Genomic DNA, 15,463 nt, shown 5'->3' with positions numbered 1-15,463 from the left:
TCCACCTACCCGCGGGTCGAGGTAACCGGTCCCACCCACCCGCGGGGACAGGCGTGCTGGCTCTCTCACCCGTGCGACGAGGTATCCGGCTATCTCGCCCCTCTGAGCTGGCTGGCTTCGCTTCGCTTCGCGGCAAAATGCCCTTTAGTTGGTGTCGAGGCGTGCGATTTTCCGCCACCCAGAAAACCGCTGGGCGTCGGAAAATCACTCGCCTCGACACCAACGGCATTTTGCGGGCCGTTCTGTGACCACGCGCACACTGAAGACTACGGGGTAGAGGGCTGGCCGTTTTGTGGCCGCCCGTTGCGAGTGGCCGTTTTGTGGCCGCCCGCTCGCGAAGACCACGGGGTGGGGAGTGGTTTTAGGCTTTGGCGTGGTGGGACATTTCGGTGTAGATGGAGATCAGGCGGGGTGTGAGGACGTCGGGGTGGAAGTGCTGCTGGTAGCGGGCGCGGGCGGCGACAGCCGCCGTCGCGGCGCCGGCCCGGGCCAGGGGCAGTGCGGCGGCCAGTGACGCCGGGTCGGGTTCGGCGAGCCAGCCGGCGGCTGACGGGCCGGTGCCGACCATGTAGGGGATGCCGCCGACGGCTGTGCCGAGCACGGCCCGGCCGGTGGACATCGCTTCCAGGATCACCGTGGGGAGGACGTCTTCCCAGGTGGGGACGGCGATGACGACGGCGGAGGCCTGGCGGGCGGCGGTCATGCCGGCACGGTCCAGCGGCCCCAGGTAGAGCACGTCGGAACGGGAGGCGGCGGCCTGTTCGGCCAGCGGCCGCAGTTCGCCGTCACCGGCGATGCGCAGCGTGCCGAGGCTGCCGTCGGGATGCCGGCGCCAGGCGTCCAGCAGCAGCCCGAGGCCCTTCTCGGGGGACAGCCGGGCGCCGTAGAGGAACCCGTCGCCGAGCGGGGCCGGGGCGCCCGGGTCCGGCAGGCCGTTCGGCTTGATCACGATGCGGTCGGACGGGATGCCGTAGTCGGTCAGGTGCGCGGCGATCTTGTCGGTGAGGGCGATGTACCGGTCCACCGAGCGCCACGTCGGCCGGTGCACGGCGAGCGTGGTCGCCATGATCGCGCTCTGTGCGGCGGAACCCCGGTAGCAGCGGTTCTTGATCGCCGGCCAGCCCAGCACCTTGCCGCGGCAGTCGTGGCAGTTGTGGCCGTCGCGGAAGTACAGCCCGGACGAGCAGACCTGTCGGTAGTTGTGCACGGTCTGCACCACCGGCACCCCGTGCGCGTGCGCGGTGCGGATCACCCAGGGCGAGAGCAGCGGGTACGGGTTGTGCAGGTGCAACGCGTCCGGTTTCGCCGCCTTCAGTAGATCGGCCAGGTCCCGTTGCGCGTCGACGCCGTAGATCGGGGAGATCGGCAGCAGCGCCTTCCGGGCCGCCGGGAGCGACCCGATCGAGTCGGAACTGCGCTGAAACGGCACGACCTCGACCCCGGCCTCGCGCAGCTGGCCGATCTCGGTGTCCACGATGACGTTCTCCCCGGACGGGATCGCCTCGCGGTACCGGTTGTGCGCTACCACCACCTTCATGACGACAGACGCTACCGTGGGGATGTGCCCGAACTCCCCGAGGTCGAGGCGCTCGCGGCTTACCTGCGTGAGCGTGCGGTCGGCCACACCGTGGACCGTTTCGAAGTGGCCTCCTTCAGCGCGCTCAAGACCTACGACCCGGCGCCGTCCGCGGTGGCGGGGTTGCCGATCACCGGTGCCGGCCGGCACGGCAAGTTCCTCGATGTCGGCCTCGGTGACGACTTGCATCTGGTGGTCCACCTGGCTCGGGCCGGCTGGCTGCACTACCGGGACTCGTTCAAGTCGCCGGCGCCGCTCAAGCCGGGCAGCGGGCCGATCGCGCTCCGGGTGCGGCTCGACGACGGTTCCGGGTTCGACCTGACCGAGGCGGGCACCCAGAAGTCGCTGGCGGCTTACCTGGTCCGCGACCCGGTGACGGAGGTTCCGGGGGTGTCCCGGCTGGGCCCGGACGCGCTGGCCGTGTCGCTGCCGGAGTTCACCGAGCGGATCCGCGGCCGTAAGGGCCAGATCAAGGGTGTGCTCACCGATCAGGAGGTGCTCGCCGGGATCGGCAACGCCTATTCCGACGAGATCCTGCATGCCGCGCGGCTGTCCCCGTTCGCGCTCACCGGCAAGCTGACCGATGAACAGATCGTGACGCTGTACGAGGCGATGCGTGCCATCGAGACGGATGCGGTGGAGCGTTCGGTCGGTCAGAAGGCGGCGGAGCTGAAGGGCGAGAAACGCGCGGGGATGCGGGTGCACGCCCGGACCGGCCTGCCGTGCCCGGTGTGCGGCGACACGGTGCGTGAGGTCTCGTTCGCCGACAAGAGCCTGCAATATTGTCCGGCCTGCCAGACCGGCGGGAAACCGCTGGCTGACCGCCGGTTGTCCAAGCTGGTCCGGTGATCCGCATCCGTCCGATGACACTGCGTATACATCAGGTTTGTGGCCGTCACGTCACCTTCTCTCCGGCCGATCCATCGGTATAGTGGCCCGGTCCATGGCAACCGTTATGACGCGTACGGGTACCGGCGGACCCGCCGACGACCGCACGGTCGTGGCGGTGCGTAATCTTTTTCCGGATGCGGGAGGACGTAGGCGCAGTGACCACTAGCCTGCATCGCCCACCAACCGACAGCAGCCGGAGTGGACCCGTGCGGTACGACAGCTTCGAGTGGCAGCAGGATCAGCCACCGAGCAACGGCGTGCCCCGTAACGCGTGGGGGCGATCGAGCCGCAGGCGGTCCCGCTGGCACCGGCCGTACACGTTCTTTCTGGTCATCCTCGACCTGCTCTCCGCCATCGGCGCGAGTTACATCGCCAGCTCTCTGGAGAAGTCCCGGGCCGGCCTCAACCAGTCCTGGTGGTTCCTCGAGGGCACCGAGCTGTTCAACTTCTTCGCCTACCTGGTGCTGCCGCTGGGCTGGCTGCTGCTGCTCTGGACCAACGGCACGTACGACCGCCGTTACCTGGGCCTGGGCAGCGAGGAGTTCAAGCGGGTCGTCCGGACCTCGGTGACCGTCGTCGCGGCGGTCTCCCTGCTCGCGTTCGCCACCAAGGCCGACCTGTCCCGTGGGACGGTCGCCACGGTGTCGCTGAGCGCGCTGATCCTGATCCTGATCTGCCGGGCCGCCGCCCGTCAGGTGCTGCACCTGGCCCGCCGGCACACCGGTCACGGCGCGCACCGGATGGTGCTGGTCGGCACGCTGCCGGAGGCCCTGGAGGTCTACACGGCGGTCACCCGCAGCCCGGCCGCCGGCCTGATCCCGGTCGCCATCCATCTCACCGACGGTTTCGCGGCCGCCCGCGGCATCGAGACGCCGGTCCCGGTCTACGCCGGACGTGACGTCATGTCGCTGGTCCGGGAGGTCGGCGCGGACACCATCGCGGTCTGCGGGTCGGCCAGCGCCGAGCCGGGCGAGCTGCGCCGTCTGGCCTGGCAGCTGGAGGGCACCGGCGTGGACCTGGTGGTCGCACCGCAGCTCACCGACATCGCCGGCCCGCGTGTGCACATCCGCCCGATCGAGGGCCTGCCGCTGCTGCACGTCGAGGAGCCGACCCTGTCCGGCCCCGGCTGGCTGGTCAAGAACCTGATGGACCGGGCGGCGGCCGGCCTCGGCCTGCTGATGATCAGCCCGATTCTGCTGTTCATCGCGGTCGGCATCCGGATGTCCGACCCCGGGCCGGTGTTCTTCCGGCAGACCCGGGTCGGTCACGACGGCCGGACCTTCCGGGTCTGGAAGTTCCGGACCATGTACGTGGACGCCGAGGAGCGCAAGGCCACGCTGGCGGAGCTCAACGAGACCGACGGCATGCTCTTCAAGATGAAGCAGGATCCGCGGATCTTCTCCTTCGGGCAGAAGCTGCGGGCCACCTCGATGGACGAGCTGCCCCAGCTGATCAACGTGCTGAAGGGCGAGATGTCGCTGGTCGGCCCGCGCCCGCTGCCGGCCGACGACGGCGACTATCTCGGCGACGTCCGCCGGCGCCTGCTGGTGCGTCCCGGCATGACCGGTCTGTGGCAGGTCAGCGGCCGTTCCGAGCTGTCCTGGGACGAGGCGGTCCGCCTGGACCTGTACTACGTCGACAACTGGTCGCTGACCTACGATCTGAGCATCCTCTGGCGCACCATCTGGGTCGTCCTGAAGCGCAAGGGCGCTTATTAGGCGGTGACCGGCCAGCTGGGGAGTGCGGTGGCGATCGTCGCCGTGCTCGCTGCGCTGGCCGCGGCGGTGGTGGCGGTGCTGCGGCTGCGGGCCCGGCGCGGGATCGCGACGGCGATGCAGCGAGCCACCTACGACGTGCTGCACACGGCGTCGCTGGCGGCCGAGCCGCTGCGGGCCGGGCTGACCGCGGCGACGGCCGGAAAGGCGGCGCGGCATCTGCGGGTGCTGGTCGGTGCGGTCGGGCTTGCGGTCGTCGACGGCGAGACCCTTCTGGCGTACGACGGACGCGGCGCCCACCACGAGTCGGAGCTGATTGCGGCGGCTCGCCGGGCCACCAGAACGCAGCGTTCGGTCGTGCTCAACGGGTCTGATCTCGTCTGTGACCGGGTGGACTGTGTGGTCCGTGGCGCGGTGGTGGCCCCGTTGACCGGCCCGTCCGGCGCCGCCGAGGCCGCGCTGGTGGCCGTGGCCGACGGGCAGCCGGCACCCGGTCTGGTGCAGGCGACGCTGGAGACGGCTCGCTGGGCCGGTTCACAGGTGGCGCTGGCCGAGCTCGACTCGTCTCGGGAGCGGCTGGCGCGGGCCGAGGTGCGGGCGCTGCGGGCGCAGATCAGCCCGCACTTCATCTACAACGCGCTGACCGCGATCGCCTCGTTCGTGCGTACCGACCCGGAGCGGGCCCGTGAGCTGATCCTGGAGTTCGCCGAGTTCACCCGCTACTCGTTCCGCGCGCACGGCGAGTTCACCACGCTCGCCGAGGAGCTGCGCTCGATCGACCGTTACCTGACCATCGAACGCGCCCGCTTCGGCGACCGTCTCCAGGTGCGGCTGCAGATCGCCCCCGAGGTGCTGCCGGTGGGCCTGCCGTTCCTGTGCCTGCAACCGCTGGTGGAGAACGCGGTCCGGCACGGACTGTCCCGTAAGCCCGGCGTCGGTATGGTGAGCATCGAGGCACGCGACGCGGGCGCCGAGTGCCACATCACGGTCGAGGACGACGGGGTCGGCATGGATCCGGCGGTGTTCCAGCGGGACGGTTCGGATTCCGAGGACGGGCAGCACGTCGGTCTGGTGAATGTGGACGAGCGGCTGCGGTCGGTTTTCGGCGACCATCACGGCCTGGTGGTGGAGACCGCCCCCGGCTCGGGTACGAAGGTGAGCATGCGGGTGCCGAAATTCCATCCCCAGGTGCGGGCATGAGCAAGCGTGCGAGTGATCGGCCGGCCCGGTCCGCTGCGGCACGACGCCGGCTGCGCCGCGCTCCGGTGGCACCATGAGCCTGATCGTGCTGGCCGTCGATGACGAGCCGCCCGCGCTGGACGAACTGGCCTATCTGCTGAACGCGGACGGCCGGGTGGCGCACGTGCACCGGGCCGGCGACGCCACCGAGGCGTTGCGGGTGCTGCGTGACACCGAGGTGGACGCGGTGTTCCTGGACATCCGGATGCCCGGCCTGGACGGCATGGAGCTGGCCCGGATCCTGCGGCGGTTCGCGCAGCCGCCGGCGATCGTGTTCGTGACGGCGTACGACGACGGTGCGGTGGACGCGTTCGACCTGGGTGTCACCGACTATGTGCGCAAGCCGGTGCGGGCCGAGCGGCTGGGCGAGTCGTTGCGCCGGGTGGCGGGGCTGCGGGCGGCCGCGCCGGCCCCGCCGCAGGACGAGCCGGCCATTCCGGTGGAGCTGGCCGGGACGACCCGGATGCTGCCGCGGTCGTCGGTGCGCTGGGTCGAGGCGCAGGGCGATTACGCCCGGCTGCACACCGGGGACACCTCCCATCTGGTCCGGGTCTCTCTCGCCACTCTGGCCGAGAGCTGGGCCAACGCCGGTTTCGTCCGGATCCACCGCTCCTATCTGGTGCAGTTGCGCCTGGTCACCGAGCTGCGGCTGACCGGTTCGGGTTACGTGGTCGGGGTCGACGGGGTGGAGTTGCCGGTGAGCCGCCGGCACACCCGGGAGCTGAAGGACCGCCTGATCCGCGCCGCCAAGCACGACTGGACCCGCTGAACCCGGGAATCCACACCGTTATCCACAGCCCCACAGGGTTCTCCACAGGGTTATCCACAGGCAGTCCGCGGGTGTGTGGATTTCAGGCGCCCGGCACGGCCGAAATCCACACACCCGGAATGCTCCCCCATTGGTGCCAACCGCCCGGCTGCCCGTTGCCTCGGGTGCGGCAGGCCCCGAAGGATGCCTCCACAGGTTGTTCACAACTCCCCCGCCAGGCCCACGCAGAAGATCAATAAGCTGCGGCTACGGCCGGTGAGCCACGGGGGCGCACCGGCCGGATCAGGCACGATTCGATGGGTGGCAGCGGTGGAGACGATCGAACGACGGGTGCTCGTCGTCGAGGACGAACGGGCGATCGCCGACGCCGTGGCGGCACGCCTGCGCGCCGAGGGCTTCCGGGTGGAGGTGGTCGGCGACGGGCCGGGCGCTGTCGCCGCGGCCCGGCGCAACCCGCCGGACGTGATCGTCCTCGACGTGATGCTGCCCGGGTTCGACGGGCTCGAGGTGTGCCGCCGGATCCAGGCGGAACGGCCGGTGCCGGTGCTCATGCTGACCGCCCGGGGCGAGGAGACCGACCTGCTGGTCGGGCTCGCCGTCGGCGCCGACGACTACATGGCCAAGCCGTTCTCGATGCGCGAGCTGGCGGCCCGGGTGCACGCCCTGCTGCGGCGGGCGTCGAAGTCCGCCGCCGCGGCGAGGCCGGAGCCGCCGACTCTGCGGCTCGGCGACCTGGAGATCAACCAGGCGGAGCGGCGGGTGCTCCAGGCCGGGGTCGAGGTGCACCTCACCCCGACCGAGTTCGACCTGCTCGTGCACCTGGCCGGACGGCCGCGCACGGTCCTGCCCCGGGAGCGGCTGCTGGCCGACGTGTGGGGCTGGGCGGATGCCTCCGGGACCCGGACGGTGGACAGCCACATCAAGGGACTGCGCCGCAAGCTGGGCGCCGACCTGATCCGCACCGTCCACGGCGTCGGCTACGCCCTGGAGATCGACCGGTGATCGCCCGTCTGATGCTGTTCGTCCACAACCTGGTGGCGCCGGTCTTCGCGTACCTGCCCCGGCCGCTGGACCCGGTCCGATCGATCAAGGCGAAACTGTCCCTGGCGCTCGGTTTCGCCGGCGGGGTCGGCCTGCTGGTGTTCCTCTGGGCCATCGACTTCTACCGGGTCGACGTGCTGTGGATCGCCATCGCCGCGGCGTTGGGACTGGTCACCCTCCAGGTGATGGCGCACGGCGCGACGGTGCCGCTGCGAGAGATGACGGTCGCGGCCCGGGAGATGGCCCGCGGCGACTACACCCGGCGGATCGAGACCCGGTCGCAGGACGAGGTGGGGGAGTTGGCCACCGCGTTCAACCAGATGGCGGCGGATCTGGCGGCCGCCGACCGGCAGCGGCGGGAGCTGATCGCGAACGTGTCGCACGAGCTGCGTACGCCGATCACCGCCCTCCGCGGTCTGCTGGAGAACATCGTCGACGGCGTGGCCGCAGCCGAGCCGGACACCATGAAGACCGCTCTGGCCCAGACCGAACGGCTCAGCCGCCTGGTCACCGACCTGCTGGATCTGTCCCGGCTGGACGCCGGGGTGGTGCCGATGCGGAGGGAGCGGATCGACGTGCCCGCCTTCCTCGGCGAGGTGGTCCGGGAGGCGACGGTGAACGCCGGCGGCACCGGCTTCGACGTGCGGTTCGAGGTCTCCGCGCCGCACCTGGTGATGTCCGGCGACCAGGAGCGCCTGCACCAGGTCTTCGCGAACCTGCTGGACAACGCGGCCCGGCACAGCCCGCGTGGCGGCGTCGTGACGGTTCGCGCCGAGCGCCGCGACGATCACGTGGTGTTCGCGGTCGTGGATCAGGGCGACGGCATCCCGGCCGCCGAACGGGAACGGGTCTTCGAGCGCTTCACCCGGGGCGAACGCGCCACCGGCGGCGGCACCGGGCTGGGTCTGGCGATCGCCCGCTGGGTGGTCCAACTGCATCGGGGCACCATCGCGGTGGTCGAGCCGGCGAATCAACGGGGCTGCCACATTCAGGTACGCCTTCCGTTGTCGACGGCCGCAGAGAGATGACCGACGGGGCCGCCCGGCGCGGCCCGCCGTCCTCGTATTGACATTCGGGCGGGAACGGACAGACTGCCACGCATGGCCGATCCGCCTCCGCGCCCGCGCGTCCGGGTGGTGCTGGGTGACGCCGCGAGCCGGCGCGGCGCACCCGACCGTGCCCGCGCCGACCTCGACGAGCAGACCCCGGTCGGGGAGGCTCTGGTCAAGGGCCTGGTGCGCGCCCAGTTGGCGCTGGCGCTGCGGCTCGCCCTGGTGGTCGCCGCCGGGCTCGGGACGCTGCCGCTGCTGTTCGCCGCGGCGCCGGCGGTCGGCGAGTTCAAGGTCTTCGGGGTGCACCTTCCGTGGCTGCTGCTCGGGGTGCTGTCGTTCCCGTTCCTGGTGCTCGTCGGCGCGGCCTACGTGCGCTGGGCGGAACGCAACGAGCAGGACTTCGTGGCGCTGATCCGCAGGCCGGAACGGTGAACCCGTACCTGGCGCCGGGTCTGATCCTGGTGCTGCTGCTGACCGTGGCGATCGGCGCGTACGGCCTGCGTTTCGCCCGTACCACCTCGGACTTCCTGGTCGCCTCCCGCTCGGTGAGCCCGTCCTGGAACGCGGCCGCGATCAGCGGTGAATACCTCTCCGCGGCGTCCTTCCTCGGGGTCGCCGGTCTGGTGCTGCGCTACGGCGTGGACGTGCTGTGGTACCCCGTCGGGTTCGCCGCCGGATACCTCGCCCTGCTGCTGTTCGTGGCCGCGCCGCTGCGCCGCTCCGGGGCGTTCACCCTGCCCGACTTCTGCCAGGTGCGCCTCAAGTCGGTCGCCCTGCGCCGGCTGGCGACCGCGTTCGTGCTGTTCATCGGCTGTCTCTATCTGCTGCCCCAGCTGCAGGGGGCGGGCTTGACGTTCGCCACCCTGACCGGGGGGTCGTACGCCTGGGGCGCCCTGGTCGTCGGCGTGGTGGTGACCGCGAACGTGGCGTTCGGCGGGATGCGCGCGATCACCTTCGTGCAGGCGTTCCAGTACTGGCTGAAGCTCACCGCCCTGGCCGTACCGATGGTCTTCCTGATCCTGCAGTGGCAGTCCGACGGCCGCCCGGCGGTGACTCCGCCCGGCCCGGTCTTCCACGCCGCGACCACGGTCACCATCGAGCAGGACGCGGTCCTGGACGGTGCGACGAAGGTCGTGGCGGGGGAGACGCTCCGGTTCGAGGCGGGCGATCCGGTTCCCCGGGTGAGCACTGTGGACGCCGAGTTCGGCGCCGACTGGCTGCTTCCCGACCAGACCGGGCTCTTCACCACCTATTCGCTCATCTTGGCGACCTTCCTCGGCACCATGGGGCTTCCGCACGTCCTGGTCCGGTTCTACACCAACCCGGACGGGGCCTCCGCCCGCCGCACGACCCTCGTGGTGCTCGCCATGGTCGGCATGTTCTACCTGCTCCCGACCCTGTACGGGGTGCTGGGCCGGATCTACACACCGCAACTGCTGATGACCGGGAACACCGACGCGGTGGTGCTCCTGCTGCCCGAGGCCGCCCTCGGTGACGGTCATCTGGGCCGGCTGCTGGGTGCCCTGGTCACCGCGGGCGCGCTGGCCGCCTTCCTGTCCACCTCGTCCGGCCTGTTGACCAGCGTCGCCGGGGTGATCTTCACGGACGTGCTGCGGCCCGGCCGCAGCGGGTCGGTCCGGGACTTCCGGGTGGCCACCGTGCTGGCCGCGCTCGTGCCGACCGCCCTCGCGCTCCAGGTGTCCGACATGGACGTGTCCCAGGTCGTCGGGCTGGCGTTCGCGGTGGCCGCGTCGAGTTTCTGCCCGCTGCTGGTGCTCGGCATCTGGTGGCGGCGGCTGACCGACGCCGGGGCGATCGCCGGGCTGATCGCCGGTGGTGGCGCGGCCATGGCGTCGGTCCTGCTGACCGTGCTCGGCCCGCCGCTGCGGGGCGGTTTCGCCGAGTTCGTCGGGCAGCCCGCCGCCTGGACGGTGCCCCTCGCCTTCCTGGTCATGGTCGGTGTCTCGCTGGTGACCGGGAAGCGGGTGCCGGCGGATGTGGGCGCGACGATGCTGCGGCTGCACGCGCCGGAGTCGCTCCGGAGTTGATTTAAGGATCTTTAAGGTACGGCTCCCGGCCGCCGCCGATCCGTCCCCCGTAGAACCGGTCATGAGACGCACCTACAGGCGGCCGGGCAGCGGTTTCACCGGGCGCAATCGGAAGATCGTGATCGGGCTGGTGGCGGCCGCGGTGCTCGGCGGCGGCCTGGCGGTGGGCACCGGGATGAGCAGTGCCTCCACCTTCTGCGACGGGCTGGACGAGCAGGTCCGCCAGACGCGGGCGTTCATGGCGGAGCAGCGGGCGAACCCGAACGCGCAGACCGAGGCCGTGATCGCCAACCGGCAGGCGGTGCTCGACCTGCTCGACGTGCAGAAGGCGCAGGGCGGCTGCGGCGGCGCGGTGGCACAGCCCACGACCCCGCCGGCCGCGACTCCGCCCGCCGCGACCCCGCCGGCCGCGACTCCGCCCGCTCAGCAGGAGACGCCGCCCGGTCAGCAGGAGACCGAGGCGCCCCCCGAGCAGGACGGGAACGGCGACGTGGTCTGCCCGGGTTCGACGGTCACCCTGTCCGGCGAGGGCGGCGCGCCCGCCGCGTCCAGCGGCACCCTCCCGCTCGGCACCCGGCTGCGGGTCACGAACCTGGACAACGACAAGAGCATCACGGTCACCGTGGCGAGCACGTCGGGAAGCTGCATCCTGCTCAACAACGCGGCCTTCGAGGAGGTCCGCGAACCCGGGAAATTCCTGATCAGGCGTGCGGTGATCGAGCGGGTCGGCTGAGGCGATCGGCCGGTCCGGGTGTTCCCGGACCGGCCGCCGGGGCGATACGTTCCTTTCATGAGCGTTCCGGCACAGCGTTCGCCGCAGGGCGGGACGGCGGCGATGTCGCTGCGCGGGCTCGTCAAACACTTCGACACCCGCCTGGCGGTGTCCGGGGTCAGCCTGGACGTTCCGGCCGGGTCCTTCTTCGGCCTGCTGGGCCCCAACGGGGCCGGCAAGACCACGACCCTCTCGATGGCGGTGGGCCTGTTGCGGCCCGACGCGGGTCAGGCAGAGCTGCTGGGGTACGACGTCTGGCGCGCCCCCGCCGAAGCGAAAGCCCTGGTCGGAGTCCTGCCCGACGGCATGCGGATGTTCGACCGGCTGAGTGGCCCGGAGCTGCTCGCCTACCACGGCCTGCTGCGCGGCATGCCCGCCGCGACGGTCGACCAGCGCGCGGTCGAACTGCTCGACGTTCTGGAGATCGGCAACGGCAACCGGACCCTGGTCGTCGACTACTCGGCCGGCATGAAGAAGAAGATCGGCCTGGCCTGCGCGCTGCTGCACGCGCCGCGGCTGCTGGTGCTGGACGAGCCGTTCGAGGCGGTCGATCCGGTGTCCGGCGCGCTGATCCGCGACATCCTCCAGCGGTACGTGTCCGGCGGCGGCACCGTCGTCTTCTCCAGTCACGTGCTGGAGGTGGTGGAGCGGCTCTGCACCCACGTGGCGATCATGTCGGACGGGGTGGTGCGGATGCAGGGGCCACTCACCGAGATCCGCGGCGACCGGACCCTGTCCGATGTGTTCGTCCAGGTCGTCGGCGGCCGGGTGGCCACCGGTTCGGAGCTCGCGTGGCTGTGACGGGCACGCCCGGCTCGGTGTCCATCCGGGCGTTCGTCCGGCTCAAGCTGCGCATCACCGGCAACACCCTGCGCGACCGCCCGGCCCGGATCGTGATGTTCGTGCTGGGTCTGGTCGCGGCGTGCGGATTCGCCATCCTGGGCTACTCGATGCTCGCGGTGCCCGGCCTGCTCGACCGGCCGGACATGGCGGAGTTCCTGTTCCCGTTCGGCGGCGCGCTGCTCACCCTCGGCTGGGTGTTCCTGCCGCTGCTGTTCTTCGGGGTGGACAGCACCCTCGACCCGGCCCAGTTCGCCCTGCTACCGCTGCGCCGCCGGACGCTGATCGCCGGGATGGGCGCGGCCGCCCTGGCCGGCCTGCCCGCGCTGGCGACACTGTGCGCCACGCTGGGGACGGTGCACTCGGCGGCTCTGCTGGGCGGCGCCGGGGCGGCACTGGCCGGGCTGCTCGGCGTCGTCTGCGGGCTGGCCGTCTGCGTGGTGCTGAGCCGGGCGGTGATCAGCGCGTTCGCGACGTCGCTGCGGTCCCGGCGGGCCCGTGACCTGGCGACCATCCTGCTGGCGGTGGTGGCGGCGTCGATCGGGCCGCTGGAGCTCACCCTGCTGGGATTGCTGAACCGGGCCGACTGGACGCTCGTCGAGACCGCCGCGACGGTGACCGGGTGGACGCCGCTCGGCGCGCCGTGGACGCTGGGGCTGGATGTGGCGCAAGGCCGGGCGTGGGCCGTACCCCTCAAGCTTCTGATCGTGGTCGTGACCGTGACCGGCCTGCTCGTCTGGTGGGGCCGCACGCTGGAACAGGCGATGGTCGGCGCCGCGGGCACCGGTCCGGGCCGGGCCGCGGCGCCGGATCATCGCAGCCCGGTGACCAAGCTGCTGTTTCGGTGGTCGCCGCGGAGCCGGTTCGGGGCGCTGACCGCCCGCGAGATCCGTTACTGGTGGCGCGAGACGCGACGCCGGGCCGCGCTGGTGACGCTGACGATGGCCGGGGTCTTCCTGCCGCTCTCCACCGCTTTCGCGGGTGACGGCTCGGGCGCGGTCGGGCTCGCCTTCGTGGTCGGGGCGATCGCGCCGATCGGTCTGGCGAACCAGTTCGGGTACGAGGGCAGCGCCTACGCGACCAACCTGGCCACCGGCGTCCCGGGGCGGCTGGAGATCCACTCGCGGGCCGCCGCGCACGCCGTCTTCACGGTGCCGGTGCTGGTGCTCGTGGCGATCGTGACCGGCGTGGTGGCGGGCCGCCCGGAAGCGATCGCGACCCAGTTCGGCACGCTGCTGGCCACCTACGGCACCGGGCTGGCGCTGGTGCTGCCGATCTCGGTGCGGGCCGCCTACGCCCTGCCGGACACCACCGGCCCGTTCGCGCTCTCCTCCGGCGGTGGCTTCAGCAAGAGCCTTCCCGGGATGGCCGCGCTGCTCGGCGCGATGATCGGCTCGCTGCCCGTGGTGGTGCTGGCCACGCTGTGGCCCTGGCTCGCCTTGCCGGTGGGCCTGGTCTACGGCGTCTGCGCCTATCTGCTCGGCGCCCATCTGGCCGGCCGCATGCTCGACCGCCGCATGCCCGAACTGCTCGCCGCCGTGACGCCCCGTTGAAAGATCGCGTGCTGATTTCGGGCGCGTGTTCCTACCGGATCCGGCGCAGCCCGTCCCGTTTCACGAAGATGACCCGCCGCTCGGTCGCCTCGCCCGTCGGCCCCAGCACGTAGCCGTCGATCCACAGCCACCCGTCGTAGGTGATCCGTGGGTCGATCCGGATCACCCGGAACGTCAGCGCCCGGTTGCCGGCGAACTGCACGCTGGCCGCGGCGCCCACATGGATCACCTCCCCGGCCCGGGGCAATGCCTCGCTGATGGTCCGCCTCCCATCGTCATCCGACGACGTTACACAAAATGTATAAGCTGATGACACCTGTCGATCGTCCACTTTCGAGCGACGCTGCGGCAGGATGATCCGTCATGAGTGCGATCGAGCCTGAGATACCCGACGACGGGCACCGCTCCCGCCAGCGGCAACTCGCCGGCGACCTGCGCGCGCTGATCCTCGCCGGCGACATCGGCCCCGGTCGGCGCCTGCCCAGCACCGCCGAGCTGACCCGGCGTTACGCGGTCGGCAACCAGACCGTCACCCGCGCCCTCGGCATCCTCAAAGCGGAGGGGTTGGTCACCGGCCACAAGGGAAAGTCGGTCGTCTCCACCGGCCGGCGGCCGGCCGTGGTCCGGGCTGGTCACTACCCGTCACCGATGACACCCGGGCGGGACGCCGTGATCCGCCTGCTCCGAGTGGGGGAGACGGCGGCGCCCGCGCAGGTGGCGCACGCCTTCGGCATTCCCGCGGGCGATCCGGTCGCGGTCCGGCACCAGGTGCTCGATCTGGACGGGGAGCCGGCCGAGCTGGTCTGGGCGTACTACCCGGCGGCAGTGGCCCGGGGCACCGCGCTGGCCGAGAGCCGGCGGCTGCGCGGCGGGTCACCGACGGTGCTGGCCGCTCTCGGTCACCCGCTGCGGCATGTGGTGGACCAGGTGTCGGTGCGGCCGGCCACGGTCGCCGAGTTCGTCGCCCTGCGGCTGCCCGAGGACATCCCGGTGCTGCGGCAGTTCCGGATCGCCTACACCGACGGCGACCGGCCGATCGAGGTCACCGTCATGATCAAGGCAGGTCAGCAGTTCGAGATCCGTTACGAGCTGCCGGCACCCGGCTGACCGCGGCCCGCCGCAGCCCCTCCTGGCGGACGAAGATCCGGCGGCGCTGCTCGGCGCTGCCGTCGGCGCCCAGGACGTAGCCGTCCAGCCATATCCAGCCGTCGTAGGTGGCCCGCGGGTCGACCCGGATGACCCGGAAGGTCAATGTCCGCTCACCGGAGAACTGGACGCTCGCCTCGGGACCGACATGAACGACGTCACCTGGCCGGAGAACCACCTGAGTCATGCCTAGAAAATAGTTGGTGATCAATTAATCGGCATGTGCGCGTGCGCAATCTGTAAACGGGAGAATGATCGGATGCACTCCGACGAGCCGGGTGGCCGCATCCACTCCACCGATCCGTTCGCCGTCCCGGAGACGGAGAAATCCCCGGTCCGCCGCCTGCGCGGCCGGTTCGCCGCCCCGGTGGCGCTGTGGACCGCGCCCGGGCCGGCCGGGTTGACCGTCTCCTCCACCGTGATCGCGGGCGGAGACCCCGGACGGGTGATCGGCCTGATCGACGACGAGAGCGAGTTCTTCGACGCCGTCACCCTCGCGGGACGGTTCGCGCTCAGCCCGCTGAGCCCCGCCGACCGTCAGCTCGCCGACCGGTTCGCCGGCCTCTTCCCGGCGCCCGGCGGCCCGTTCGCGTCCGGTGAGTGGGAGCAGACCGCGTACGGGCCGGTCCCGGCCCATGCCGGCGCCTGGGCCGGATGCCGCCTGGACGACAGCCGGCCGTGTGGCTGGGCCACCCTGATCGAGGCCGTGATCGAAGTCGTTCACTTCCCCGGCGCCGGGGAACCTCTGATCCACTACCGGGGGAGGTACGCCGAGCTGGCATGATGCCGCTCAGCGCAGTCAGACCACCACTCAGCGCACA

15 protein-coding genes and 1 pseudogene are annotated in these 15,463 nt (G+C 71.3%); 13 read left to right on the top strand and 3 right to left on the bottom strand.

The window, feature by feature from the left end:
- Window positions 1-361: 361 nt before the first annotated feature.
- On the bottom strand, window positions 362-1,537 hold the full coding sequence (locus Aut01nite_RS20370; protein WP_043532881.1) for a glycosyltransferase family 4 protein: 1,176 nt from the start codon (window positions 1,535-1,537) through the stop codon (window positions 362-364).
- Between the two features lie 24 nt (window positions 1,538-1,561).
- On the opposite strand from Aut01nite_RS20370, the gene Aut01nite_RS20365 reads away from it, so the two are divergent.
- From Aut01nite_RS20365 to Aut01nite_RS20315, 11 genes are all read left to right on the top strand, one after another.
- Window positions 1,562-2,425 (top strand): Fpg/Nei family DNA glycosylase, encoded by an 864-nt coding sequence (locus Aut01nite_RS20365; protein ID WP_043532880.1) that lies wholly within the window; start codon window positions 1,562-1,564, stop codon window positions 2,423-2,425.
- Between the two features lie 176 nt (window positions 2,426-2,601).
- Complete coding sequence (locus Aut01nite_RS20360) at window positions 2,602-4,185, top strand: sugar transferase (RefSeq protein ID WP_043532879.1); 1,584 nt, start codon at window positions 2,602-2,604, stop codon at window positions 4,183-4,185.
- Window positions 4,186-4,188: 3 nt separating this feature from the next.
- Window positions 4,189-5,382 (top strand): sensor histidine kinase, encoded by a 1,194-nt coding sequence (locus Aut01nite_RS20355; protein ID WP_043532878.1) that lies wholly within the window; start codon window positions 4,189-4,191, stop codon window positions 5,380-5,382.
- Window positions 5,383-5,455: 73 nt separating this feature from the next.
- Window positions 5,456-6,190, top strand: coding sequence for a LytR/AlgR family response regulator transcription factor (locus Aut01nite_RS20350; protein ID WP_043532877.1), 735 nt, complete (start codon window positions 5,456-5,458; stop codon window positions 6,188-6,190).
- 300 nt (window positions 6,191-6,490) lie between these two features.
- Window positions 6,491-7,192 (top strand): response regulator transcription factor, encoded by a 702-nt coding sequence (locus Aut01nite_RS20345; protein ID WP_275409708.1) that lies wholly within the window; start codon window positions 6,491-6,493, stop codon window positions 7,190-7,192.
- A gap of 11 nt (window positions 7,193-7,203) precedes the next feature.
- Window positions 7,204-8,259: a HAMP domain-containing sensor histidine kinase gene (locus Aut01nite_RS20340; protein ID WP_052164555.1), complete on the top strand. Its 1,056-nt coding sequence runs from the start codon at window positions 7,204-7,206 to the stop codon at window positions 8,257-8,259.
- A gap of 42 nt (window positions 8,260-8,301) precedes the next feature.
- Entirely contained in the window at window positions 8,302-8,715 is a 414-nt protein-coding gene (locus tag Aut01nite_RS20335; protein WP_373871523.1) for a DUF485 domain-containing protein, read from the top strand.
- Window positions 8,712-10,331: a sodium/solute symporter gene (locus Aut01nite_RS20330; RefSeq protein ID WP_043532875.1), complete on the top strand. Its 1,620-nt coding sequence runs from the start codon at window positions 8,712-8,714 to the stop codon at window positions 10,329-10,331. The genes Aut01nite_RS20335 and Aut01nite_RS20330 overlap by 4 nt, the downstream gene beginning before the upstream one ends.
- A gap of 61 nt (window positions 10,332-10,392) precedes the next feature.
- Window positions 10,393-11,064, top strand: coding sequence for an SCO2207 family protein (locus Aut01nite_RS20325; RefSeq protein WP_043532874.1), 672 nt, complete (start codon window positions 10,393-10,395; stop codon window positions 11,062-11,064).
- 57 nt (window positions 11,065-11,121) lie between these two features.
- Entirely contained in the window at window positions 11,122-11,904 is a 783-nt protein-coding gene (locus tag Aut01nite_RS20320) for an ABC transporter ATP-binding protein (RefSeq protein ID WP_052164549.1), read from the top strand.
- The gene (locus tag Aut01nite_RS20315; RefSeq protein ID WP_373871522.1) at window positions 11,901-13,496 is read left to right on the top strand and encodes an ABC transporter permease; all 1,596 of its coding nucleotides are present in this window, start codon (window positions 11,901-11,903) and stop codon (window positions 13,494-13,496) included. Before Aut01nite_RS20320 ends, Aut01nite_RS20315 begins: the two co-directional genes overlap by 4 nt.
- Before the next feature lie 31 nt (window positions 13,497-13,527).
- Here the strand turns inward: Aut01nite_RS20315 and Aut01nite_RS20310 are convergent, their stop codons facing one another.
- Window positions 13,528-13,716 carry a hypothetical protein gene (locus Aut01nite_RS20310; RefSeq protein ID WP_236643161.1) on the bottom strand — a complete coding sequence of 63 codons (189 nt, stop codon included), beginning with the start codon at window positions 13,714-13,716 and terminating at the stop codon, window positions 13,528-13,530.
- A 143-nt stretch (window positions 13,717-13,859) separates the two neighbouring features.
- On the opposite strand from Aut01nite_RS20310, the gene Aut01nite_RS20305 reads away from it, so the two are divergent.
- Window positions 13,860-14,603, top strand: a complete 744-nt coding sequence (locus tag Aut01nite_RS20305; protein ID WP_052164547.1) for a GntR family transcriptional regulator — start codon at window positions 13,860-13,862, stop codon at window positions 14,601-14,603.
- Here Aut01nite_RS20305 and Aut01nite_RS20300 read toward each other — a convergent pair.
- Window positions 14,551-14,829 (bottom strand): hypothetical protein, encoded by a 279-nt coding sequence (locus Aut01nite_RS20300; RefSeq protein ID WP_084000032.1) that lies wholly within the window; start codon window positions 14,827-14,829, stop codon window positions 14,551-14,553. The two genes, Aut01nite_RS20305 and Aut01nite_RS20300, sit on opposite strands and share 53 nt — an antisense overlap.
- Before the next feature lie 84 nt (window positions 14,830-14,913).
- Between Aut01nite_RS20300 and Aut01nite_RS20295 the strand changes: the two are divergent.
- A pseudogene (locus tag Aut01nite_RS20295) lies at window positions 14,914-15,426 on the top strand (flavin reductase family protein); the annotation flags it as partial.
- Between the last annotated feature and the right edge of the window lie 37 nt (window positions 15,427-15,463).

The sequence above is a fragment of the Actinoplanes utahensis genome (genome assembly GCF_016862455.1).
Classification (GTDB): domain Bacteria; phylum Actinomycetota; class Actinomycetes; order Mycobacteriales; family Micromonosporaceae; genus Actinoplanes; species Actinoplanes utahensis.
This window is presented reverse-complemented; position numbering and strand designations above follow the sequence as displayed.